Source organism: Homoserinimonas sp. (assembly GCF_056262345.1).
Window position 1 is genome coordinate 1 of sequence record NZ_JBACFR010000212.1, and the last position, 9,986, is coordinate 9,986.

Below are 9,986 nucleotides of genomic sequence, written 5' to 3' on the forward strand. Positions count from 1 at the left end.
CTCCCACGACGAGATGTGGTCGAGCAGCCATTCGCCCGATTCCCATCCGCCGCTCGCGACGCGGGGGGTCTTGAGCTGACCTTCGATTCCCGAGATCGAGGCGCCGAAGCCCGTCATGTCTTGAAGTAGCTCGCTGTAGACGAGCTTGGTCACAGAGGCGAGAACCCCGACATTCTCCATCGAGATGTTGTCGGAGAGGCCGCGGGAGACGAGCAGGCGCAGGGCCTCAAGTTCCGTGGCGTACCCGGCGAGCTGGTCCTGAACGAGCGAGTCGGTCGCGCTGGGGAGCGACGGCGAGCGGTCGGGGTCGTTGACCTCGTCCCAGAGCCAGCCGAAGCCGACCTTGAGGCGTTCGCTGAGCTCGACCATGGTGGCTCCGCGCTCGGAGTTGAGGGTGGATTGCGCGACGCGCCATCCATCGTTTTCTGGGCCGATCAGGTTTTCGACGGGAATCCGCACGTCGGTGAGGAAGATCTCGCAGAAGTGTTCCTCACCCGTTGCCTTCTTAATGGGTCGCACATCAACGCCGGGCGACTTCATATCCATCAGCAGATATGAGATGCCTTTGCGCTTGGGTGCCGTGGGGTCGGTGCGCACGAGAAGCAGGCACCAGTCGGCATACATAGCGAGGCTTGCCCAGGTCTTCTGGCCGTTGACCACGTAGAAGTCGCCCTGGCGCTCGGCCTTGGTGGCGAGCGAGGCGAGATCGGATCCGGCACCCGGTTCAGAGAATCCTTGGCACCAGACCTCGCCGGCGCGGATGGCGGGAAGGTGTCGCTGGCGCTGTTCTTCCGTTCCCGCGTGGAGAAGTGTTGATGCCGCGTGGTGCAGGGAGATGAAGTGCAGCACGAGGCGCGGGGCCTCGGCGCGGGCGAGTTCTTCGTAGATCACACTCTGTTCCGCGAGCGAGTAGCCGCCGCCCCACTGGGCTGGCCAGTGCGGCATCGACCATCCTGCCTCGTCGAGGCTGCGAAGCCATTCCTGCTGAAAGGCGACAAACTCGTCGCGGGTCGCGTCGGCCTCGGTCTGTCGCCAGTTGGCGGGGATGTTGGTTGCACACCACTCCCGCACTGACTGCCGAAGCTCGTCGATTGTCCGTTCGGGTGACACCTATGTCCTCCTTCGCCCTGCCTCTGAGGGCGGGGGATCTGTGCATTCGGCTTTATTCTATAAAGATTACATAGAACCGCAAGTAAATCGGGACTACTTGTGCAATCTTGACAATGTATGTAAAGTATCGCCTCGACGGGCTCGCCAGACTGAGTCCGCCCCGCAGGCAGCGTTGCCACCAGAAGGGAACTACGGTGAAGTTCGGACTCTTCCAAACCCCGTTCACTCGTCCAGAGCGTTCTCCACGCCAGGTCTTCGACTGGGCAGTCGATCAAGCGATCGCCGCCGATCAAGCAGGACTCGAAGAGTTCTGGGTCGGTCAGCACTTCACGCTCGGGTGGGAAGCAATTCCGAACCCTGAGCTCGTGCTCGCGGCAGCGGCCCGCGAAACAGAGCAGATCATTCTCGCACCGGGCGCGCACCTGCTGCCATACCAGCATCCCGCCCACCTCGCGTCGCAGACGTCGTGGATGAGTCACATCACCGAGGGTCGCTACATCCTCGGTGTCGCGACGGGGGTGAACCCCGTTGACGCCAAGTTCCACGGCTTCACATCGCAGGCCGACAACCTTGAGATGTCGATCGAGTCGCTCGAGCTCATGCGCAAGATCTGGGCCGGCGGCCCCATTGATTTCGAGGGCAAGTATTGGAGCAGCCAGCTCCCCGCAGCCGATCACGGCGGGCACCACCTGCGTGATCTGCGCCCCTACGGCGGCTCCATGACGATCGCGATGGCGGGCGCTAGCCCCGACTCGACCTCGATCGCCTACGCCGGCAATCAGGGCTTCATTCCGCTCTCGTTCGGAGGCAGCCCTGAGCTCGTAGCGAACCACTGGGAGACCTACCTCCAGGGTGCCCGCGATGGCGGCATCGACGAGTCGACGCTGAGCCGCGACATCCACCACGTCGGCCGCGAAATTTTCGTCGCCGACACGGATGCCGAGGCGGGGCGCCTCGTCATGGAGGGGCCCATCGGCTATGCCTGGCGTGAGCACCTCATTCCCAACGAGCTGCGCCGCGCATCGCGCATCGGGGTCGAGCCGCTCTGGACCTTGCAGACCGACTTCCGCGATGTCATCCGGGCACACATGGTCGTCGGCAGCCCCGAGACCGTTGCCGAGAAGCTCAACGTGCTTATGGATGCCAGTGGCGGTTGGGGCACGACGCTCATCTTCGGTCACGACTTCATCGACGACCCCGCCCCCTGGAATCACAGTCTCGAGCTGCTCCACACCGAGGTTGCTCCCCGGGTCAAGAGCGTCTCCTGACGTTCGGCCTACTCCCGCATCTGCACTCCATAGACAACGAAACGACGAGGTTCACATGACCGACGACAAGATCAAGAGCACAGTCACCGACGGCGTGATGCGAGTCACGATCGACCGCCCGGAGGCCAAGAACGCGCTGACCAAAAAGATGTATGCGGGCATCCGCGATCTTTACCGCAAGGCGTACCTTGATGCGTCAATCTCGGCGGTCGTGCTCGAGGGAACGCCGGGTGCCTTCGCCGTCGGTGGCGACCTCAAGGAGATGCTCTCTGCTCTCAACGACGAGGGCAGCCTCGACGTGTTCGGTTACGACGAGTCGGTGCCGTTCGAGGCCATCCGCAGCTTGCCCAAGCCCACGATCGCTGCGGTCGACGGGCTATGCCTCGGCGGAGGGCTCACGCTCGCCCTCGTCAGCGACATCGTGATCGCCACGGAGGGTTCTCGATTCGCCATGCCGGAGTCGCGCGTGGGAGTCGTCGACGGTCATATGCCGCGTCTGTTGCGCGACCGTGTTCCCTCGGCCTGGCTCCGTTACTGGCTCTTCTCTGGCACGACCTTCTCCGCGCAGGAGGCGTTCTCCGCAGGTCTGATCACCAAGATCGTGCCGGCTGGAGAGCTCGAGAACGGGGTGCAGGAGGTCCTGGGTGAACTCGGCAAAGCATCGCCCAACGCGATCCGCCTCTACAAGAAGATTCTCAACGAGACGCGGCCGCTCTCCTCTATGGAAGACGCCTACGAGACCATGCTCACCGACGAGGTGCGCACGAGGCTCAATTCGTTCTCGTCTCGCTCCAAATAGCCACCACGCACCAACCGCTCCATAGAAGAAGCTACTCAGGAGGCAAATCCCCGTGACGGTGATGGCAACGTTCCTGGCCGCGCAGGCGGTCCACTATCGCGACGAGGAGATGCTGCGGGTCGACGGAGTCGGGCGCACGTACCACTCGCTCCTCACCGACTCGCGCGAGCTTGCGGCAGGGCTGGCCGGCTTGGGCATCGGTGCAGGCTCGAGGGTCGGCATTCTCATGGATACGTCCCATCGCGCGATTGATGTCTGGTTCGCGGCATCGATGCTGGGCTGCGTCGAGACGCCGTTCAACTGCAACTATCGAGGGTCGCTTCTGCTCCACCTGATCGAAGACAGCCAGGTGCAGTTCATTGTGTGCGACGAGAAATATGCGGATGAGCTTCAGCGGGTTGTCGAGGAGGCGTCTCGCGAGATCACCGTGATTGTGAACGGGGCAAGCACCACATCGGCGCGCGCTCTCGATTCCCTCTATCGCGATGCCGCCGACCTCGACCTCGAGGCCATGAGCGGCGGAGAGGTCATTCTTTACACCTCCGGAACCACGGGGCCGTCTAAGGGTGTCGTTCACAATCAGCGGGGATGCATCCTGCTGGCTCAGTATGTGGCCGAGGTTTGCGGCTATGGCCCAGGCGACCGCTTGCTCAACTTCTTCCCGCTCTACCACCAGAACGCGCGGTACACGGGGGTGCTCGCAGCGATCGCGGCCGGCGCCGCCATAGACCTCGAACAAAAGTTTTCGAGCAGCGGGTTCTGGCGCCTGTGTCGCGAGCGCAAGATCACGGCGTTCAACTATCTGGGTTCCGTGCTCACCATGATCCTGTCGGGTGCAGCCCCAGATCCCCAGCTTGATCGCGCTCACTCCGTGCGCATCGGATGGGGGGCAGGCGCATCGCAAAAAGACCGAACCGAACTGCTTCAGCGTTTTGGGGTCGACCTCGTCGAGGTGTACGGCCTCACCGAGGCTCCCATGGCAACGGTCAATCTCAGGAACAGCGGATGCGCGATCGGCTCAGCGGGCCGCGCGAGCAAGTTCTTTGACGTGAGGGTCGTGGATGATTCCGGTGCGGTCGCCGGTGTCGGCATCGCGGGCGACATCCAGGTGCGGTCCAAGCTCGACGACGTTTTCACGCGCGGCTATTACGGCAACGACCGAGCGACTGTTGCGGCGACCCAGGACCTGTGGTTCCACACGGGCGATCGGGGCTATCTCACGGCCGACGGCGACCTCTTCTTTGCGGAACGCGCCAAGGATTCGTTGCGTCGTCGCGGGGAGAACATTTCGGCGTGGGAGGTCGAGAGTGTGCTTGTCGCCGACCCCCGGGTGGTCGAGGCTGCCGTCTTCGGTGTCTCCGTCGACGGCCATGAAGAGGTGATGGCGGCGCTCTTGCTGGAGTCGAACCAGCATGACCCGCGCCAGATCGTGCGCGATATCGCGGGCAATCTTCCCCGCTATGCCGTTCCCCGCTTCGTGCGGGTTGTCGACGACATGCCGCGCACGCCCACCATGAAGGTGCAAAAGAACGAACTCAAGCTGGCCGGTGTCACCTCCGACACCGTCGAACTCACATTGGAGAAATGACCTATGGATCTCGGACTCACTTCGCGGGTTGTTATCGTGACCGGCGCGAGCGCCGGAATCGGCCGCGCCACCGCCGAAATCCTCGTCGACGAGGGCGCAAAGGTTGTGCTCGTTGCCCGCGGTGCAGACAAGCTTGAGGCGCTGGCGGAGAGCCTCCGCGCCCGGGGCGGCGAGGTGCTCACGGTTGTCGCCGACGTCTCCGATGTTGCCTCGAGCGAGCTCATTCGCGACGCGGCCCTCGCGGAATTCGGTCGCATCGACGGCGTTGTCAACGCGGCCGGGGTTTCTACCGGCGAGCACCTGCGCGATTTCTCCGACGAATCGTGGGCCAACGCCTACCAGGTCAATACTTTGAGCGCGATCCGCCTGTCCATGACGTGCATCCCGTCAATGCGTGAGCGCGGATGGGGGCGCATCGTCACGATCGCCTCGACGGCCGGGCGAGACCCCGACCCCCGCTTCGCGTCCTACGGCGCAGCTAAGGCTGCACTCATGCACGCGACTCGCGCCATGTCGCGGTCATTCGCCAAGTACGGCATCACCTCGAACAGTGTGCTGCCGGGGCTGACCCTCAGCGAGAGCGTCGTTTCGGGCTACGAGGCCGCAGCCAAGCACATGGGTGTCTCCGCGGCGGATGTCGAAAAGCGCATGCTTGAGCTTCAGCCGATTGCGATGGGGCGCACGGGCGACCCGGCAGAGGTGGCCAAGATGGTCGTGTTCCTCTGTTCGGAGGCCTCAAGCTGGACGACCGGAGTTGCGGTTCCCGTTGACGGCGGCACCATCCGCGACCTTCCCTAGACGCCATGGATGCCGCATCCGAGATCATTGAGACACCGTCGTTCACGACGGAGATTGTGCGCAAAGGTTCGGGCCCCACGCTCCTGTTGATCATGGGCGGTGGCACCGGCAAGGGGGCGTGGAACGCCCTCGTTGACGAGCTTGCCCCTCGGGTCTCGTGCGTCACCTACGACAATCGCGGCACGGGTGCGGCTTCCGACGTTGGTGATTCCCTCTCGGTGGAAGATCTCGCACGGGATGCTGCGGCGCTCATCGAGGCGTTGGGCGAGGGCGCGGTTCACGTGTGCGGCGTCTCGATGGGCGGTTTCATCGCCATGAGGCTGGCTGCCATGCGGCCCGACCTTGTGCTGACCCTTACCCTTCATGCCACGGCGGCCAAGCTCGACGAGAGAACGGTGCAGACGGGCAAATTTCGCCTTCAGCTCCTCGAGTCGGGGCTCGACGACGCCCCCGAATACATCCGCGGTTTTCTGCGACTGTGGGCGGCAGGGTCGGATGGCCTTCAGGCTCCGCTTCCCACGGACGTGGTGAATCACGCTGGCTCGTTCTCTAAGCACAACTATTTGGGCCACGTCGGTGCGATCTGGGGCCACAACATGTCGCAGCGCGATTTGGAGTCGATCACGGCACCGACACTCATTACTGCGGGCGCGCAAGACATCATGACGACTCCCGATAACGCACGGCACCTGCATCGGTCGATTCCGGGTTCGCGCCTGGTCACGATCGACGGTGCTGGGCACGTCTACTACTTTGAAGATCCGGTGATTACGGCGGCACTCCAGTCGGGCTGGATCGCTCAGCACTCGTAGTTCCGCCCGTCGGCGCAGGCACCCAAGGGGGCGCCTGCGCAGGGGATGGTTATCGGCCGAGCGAGGCGGTCACCTTCTGCGTCGCGGCAAGTAGCTGATCCTTGAGTGACATGATGTTGTCGAGGTCAGAACCGCGCGGAATGCCCACAAGGGTGAGCATCAACACCACGCGTCCTGCCGAGTCGAAGATGGGGGCGAGCAGCGCCTGCACTGTTCCGGCGGTTGCCTCGGTGACGTCGGCGGGGTCGCTGTGTCGTTCGAGCTGCGTCACTGCCTCCGAGAGGTGGCGGGTCAGCACGGGGGTCTGCCCAACCTCGGCGATCTTGCCGATGGTCTCCCACACATCGTCGAGTCGGTCGGAGTAGATCGCGGGGATCCAGCCGTGGGTTCTGGCCGATTCGAGTTCGCGGTTGAGGTCGGCCCTCTCGTCGTCGCTGAGTTCGACGGGGCTCCTGTCGTACCAGGCGTCGATCTCGTCGTGACCTGCCCACGCGACGAAGAGACGTCCGGCCGGGGGCACGATGGGCATGCGAATTCCGATTCGGGAGGGCGTCGGCAGCCCCGATGGTGTTGCTGCGGCCACGAGCACAAAGTGGTCCTCGTGCGGTGCGAACGCCTGCACATCGATTCCGGTCGCTACGGCGAGGCGCTCCATCTCAGCTCGGGCCTTGTCGGCCAGCACGATCTGTTCGCTGAGGCCGGTCTGCGCCCCCATCACGAGCGACTTAAGCGCGAACGCGCCATAGCCGCCCTGAAAGAACAGCAGGGGCAGCGTGGGGTTCTCGGCCTCGAGCGAGGTCACTCTGCCAATGAAGATGTAGTGGTCGCCGGCCTCATGAATGGTTTCGGGAACGCAGTCGATCCATGCAACGACACCGTCGAGGATGGGCGCACCAGAGGGGGCCGCGTGCCAGGGTGTTTGGGCGAACTTGTCGGCTCCGCGAGAGGCGAAGGTTCGACAAACGGGCTCCTGTTGCGCCGAGAGCACGTTGACGCAAAAGGAGGCCGCCTCCCGAATCTTGGGAAAGGTCGTCGAGGATTTATCCGGCAGAAATGCCACGAGGGGCGGGTCGAGCGACACCGAGGTGAATGATCCGACGGCCATTCCGACGGGAGCCCCATCGGTTCCTATGGCGGTGACGACGCACACGCCGGTCGGAAAGTGGCCCAGCACGTCGCGAAAATGGCGGGGCTGTACTGGCTCAAGAGATGGCATCATCGACATAGTGTTATAGATTACACAGATTAGGTCAGAAGAGGGATGGTGGCGCAGTGACTGAGACCACATCACCGGAGCCTGTGGGAGTTCATCGCGAGGGTGCCGTTGTCATCGTCACGATGAATCGCCCGCCGGTCAACGCCATCGATTCCGGCATGTATGCCGCCCTGCGCGAGACGTTCTCGACGATGGGGGAGCAGCATCCCGAAGCCAAGGTGTGCATACTCCGGGCCAGCGGGCCGCACTTCTGTGCTGGCAACGACCTCGCCGAATTTGGCACGATGACCGAGTCCAATGCCGCGTCTCGCATGCGTCTCGTGCGCGAGACGTTCGCCGCCATTTACGAATGCCCCATTCCCGTCATCGCAGCGGTCCGCGGTGCCGCGCTCGGCACGGGCATCGCAATCGCCGCCTGCTGCGACATCGTGGTCGCGAGCGACGACGCGCGCTTCGGAACCCCCGAGGTGCAGGTGGGGGTGTTGGGCGGCGCCCGCCACCTTGCCCGGCTTGTGCCGGAGCAGGTCATGCGGCGTATGTACTTCACGGGGCTCCCGGTCGGCGCCCACGAACTGCAGCGCTACGGAGGGGTCAGCGCGGTCGTCCCTGCCGACCAACTCATGGATGCCGCCCTCCAGATCGCCGGTCAGATCATCCCGCACAGCACCACCGCGCTCCGCTCGGCAAAAGAAGCACTCAATCGCACCGAGTTCATGCCCCTTAAGCAGGCCTACGAGGAGGAGCAGCAGATGACGGTGCGCGCCGCATCACATCCCCATTCGGTCGAGGCCCGCCGTGCCCTGCTGGAGAGGCGCCCTCCCCGCTTCGACTAGCCGGGCAACCGACATCGGCCTGAGACAATGGGCGCATGCCCGTGATCGCTATCGATTCGCTGCGAGACCCGCGGCTCTCCGACTTTGCCCATCGCACCGATGTCGCTCTCAAGAAGGCGGGCCACAACGGTGACCCGAGCGGTGAACTCGGGCTCTACATCGCCGAGTCCGCCCTCGTGCTCGAGCGCGCACTCGCTGCCGGCCACTCCGTGCGATCGGTTCTCGCCCTCGGCGGCAGCGTCGACGAGGCCGTCGCCCTCGTCGGCCCCGATGTTCCCGTCTTCTCTGGCCCGGGCGAGCTGCTTGCCGAGCTCACGGGCTATGCCCTCCACCGCGGGCTCATCGCGGCGATGGAGCGTCCGCCGCTTCCGTCGGTCACCGATCTGATCGCGGATGCTCGGCGCATCGTCATCATCGAAAACGTCGTAGACCCCACCAATGTCGGGGCTATCTTCCGCTCCGTAGCGGGCATCGGCGCCGATGCTGTGCTCGTCACCGAGCGCTGCTCTGACCCCCTCTATCGCCGGGCCATTCGCGTGAGCATGGGAACCGTGCTCCAGGTTCCGTGGACACGTCTGCCCGGCGCTGGCCTCGAGCCCGGCGGTGCGAGCCTCGGCGAGGCGCCCGGCTGGGAGCGCGCTCGCTCCCTGCTCACGGCATCCGGATTCCACATCGCCGCGCTTGCCCTCACCCCAGACGCGCTGAGTCTGCGCGAGTTCGCTGCGGCCGCGCCAGAGCGGGTCGCGCTCGTCCTGGGCACCGAGGGGGAGGGGCTCACCGCTGGCGCGATCGCCGCCGCCGACACGACGGTGCAGATTCCCATGCATCACGGCATCGACAGTCTCAACGTCGCTGCCGCCGCGGCCGTGGCAATGTACGCCCTCGCCATCGACTGAACCACAGCGCAGCGATGCCCGTGAGTGATGCGTGCGATACCCGCGATGCCCGCGAGGTACGCGACTGTTGGCCTCTAAACCTTGGCCGGCCGACCGCGCCGTGGTGGGTCCAGATCGAACGGCACGTGCAGGGGCTCGCCAGATTCCCGGGCCGCCCTCACCCGCGCCTCCACCTGATCGAGCCAGCGCAACTCCGCGTCGAGGTCAAACTTCGTGGCGTCGGCCACGAGCTGGGGCCCAATCCCTCCGCTGGTGGGTATGGACTCCGAATCGAGTTGCGACCGTCGCGCACGAGCAGAGGCCCGCTGAGAGTCAAGAATCTGTTCGATAGCGATACCCGGAACGCTGCACGCGATCGCCACCTTGGTGGCGAGGTCGCTGCGGCCGCCACCGCTGCCGGTTTCGGGGGTGGCGAGCCAGCGGCTCACCGCTGCCCGGCCTTCGGCGGTGGCCTCATAGAACACGTGACCATCGTCATCCGTGTGCGCGCTTCGCGTCGCGTACCCGTCGCGTTCCAGCAACTCGAGCGCCTTGTAGACCTGTCCCACGTTCAGCGGGGTGCCCGATCCGGTGCGTCGATCAAACTCGGCGCGCAATAGATAGCCGTAGTTGGGTTGCGCCGCGAGCATGGCCAGGATGCTCATCCGTACCGACACCTGGCCCCCG

Annotated in this window: 10 protein-coding genes; 7 read left to right on the top strand and 3 right to left on the bottom strand. The window is 64.5% G+C overall.

The genetic code is table 11. The features are described from left to right. On the bottom strand, positions 1-1,110 hold a 1,110-nt coding region (locus tag AC062T_RS10245; RefSeq protein WP_476029725.1), incomplete at its 3' end, for an acyl-CoA dehydrogenase family protein. 194 nt (positions 1,111-1,304) lie between these two features. Between AC062T_RS10245 and AC062T_RS10250 the strand changes: the two genes are divergently transcribed. The 5 genes from AC062T_RS10250 (at position 1,305) to AC062T_RS10270 (ending at position 6,375) form a co-directional block, all read left to right on the top strand. Beyond that, positions 1,305-2,378, top strand: coding sequence for an LLM class flavin-dependent oxidoreductase (locus AC062T_RS10250; RefSeq protein ID WP_476029727.1), 1,074 nt, complete (start codon positions 1,305-1,307; stop codon positions 2,376-2,378). Between the two features lie 55 nt (positions 2,379-2,433). Further along, positions 2,434-3,177, top strand: coding sequence for an enoyl-CoA hydratase/isomerase family protein (locus tag AC062T_RS10255; RefSeq protein WP_476029729.1), 744 nt, complete (start codon positions 2,434-2,436; stop codon positions 3,175-3,177). A 61-nt stretch (positions 3,178-3,238) separates the two neighbouring features. Further along, positions 3,239-4,765 carry an AMP-binding protein gene (locus AC062T_RS10260; protein WP_476029744.1) on the top strand — a complete coding sequence of 509 codons (1,527 nt, stop codon included), beginning with the start codon at positions 3,239-3,241 and terminating at the stop codon, positions 4,763-4,765. A 3-nt stretch (positions 4,766-4,768) separates the two neighbouring features. After that, complete coding sequence (locus AC062T_RS10265) at positions 4,769-5,563, top strand: SDR family NAD(P)-dependent oxidoreductase (protein ID WP_476029731.1); 795 nt, start codon at positions 4,769-4,771, stop codon at positions 5,561-5,563. Between the two features lie 5 nt (positions 5,564-5,568). Beyond that, positions 5,569-6,375, top strand: a complete 807-nt coding sequence (locus AC062T_RS10270) for an alpha/beta fold hydrolase (protein ID WP_476029734.1) — start codon at positions 5,569-5,571, stop codon at positions 6,373-6,375. Positions 6,376-6,424: 49 nt separating this feature from the next. On the opposite strand, the gene AC062T_RS10275 is transcribed toward AC062T_RS10270, so the two are convergent. Further along, a complete protein-coding gene (locus tag AC062T_RS10275; protein ID WP_476029736.1) occupies positions 6,425-7,594 on the bottom strand; it encodes a flavin reductase in 1,170 nt (389 codons plus the stop codon). A gap of 53 nt (positions 7,595-7,647) precedes the next feature. Between AC062T_RS10275 and AC062T_RS10280 the strand changes: the two genes are divergently transcribed. Both AC062T_RS10280 and AC062T_RS10285 read left to right on the top strand, forming a co-directional pair. Further along, entirely contained in the window at positions 7,648-8,424 is a 777-nt protein-coding gene (locus AC062T_RS10280; RefSeq protein ID WP_476029738.1) for an enoyl-CoA hydratase-related protein, read from the top strand. A gap of 35 nt (positions 8,425-8,459) precedes the next feature. Further along, positions 8,460-9,320, top strand: a complete 861-nt coding sequence (locus tag AC062T_RS10285) for a TrmH family RNA methyltransferase (protein WP_476029740.1) — start codon at positions 8,460-8,462, stop codon at positions 9,318-9,320. A 74-nt stretch (positions 9,321-9,394) separates the two neighbouring features. Here the strand turns inward: AC062T_RS10285 and AC062T_RS10290 are convergent. Further along, positions 9,395-9,986: PadR family transcriptional regulator (locus tag AC062T_RS10290; RefSeq protein WP_476029742.1), on the bottom strand; the 592-nt coding region annotated here is incomplete at its 5' end.

Coding starts and splice junctions, on each gene's coding strand:
- AC062T_RS10255 (WP_476029729.1), top strand. CDS start 2,434: ATGACCGACGACAAGATCAAGAGCACAGTCACCGACGGCGTGATGCGA.
- AC062T_RS10260 (WP_476029744.1), top strand. CDS start 3,239: ATGGCAACGTTCCTGGCCGCGCAGGCGGTCCACTATCGCGACGAGGAG.
- AC062T_RS10265 (WP_476029731.1), top strand. CDS start 4,769: ATGGATCTCGGACTCACTTCGCGGGTTGTTATCGTGACCGGCGCGAGC.
- AC062T_RS10270 (WP_476029734.1), top strand. CDS start 5,569: ATGGATGCCGCATCCGAGATCATTGAGACACCGTCGTTCACGACGGAG.
- AC062T_RS10275 (WP_476029736.1), bottom strand. CDS start 7,594: ATGATGCCATCTCTTGAGCCAGTACAGCCCCGCCATTTTCGCGACGTG.
- AC062T_RS10285 (WP_476029740.1), top strand. CDS start 8,460: ATGCCCGTGATCGCTATCGATTCGCTGCGAGACCCGCGGCTCTCCGAC.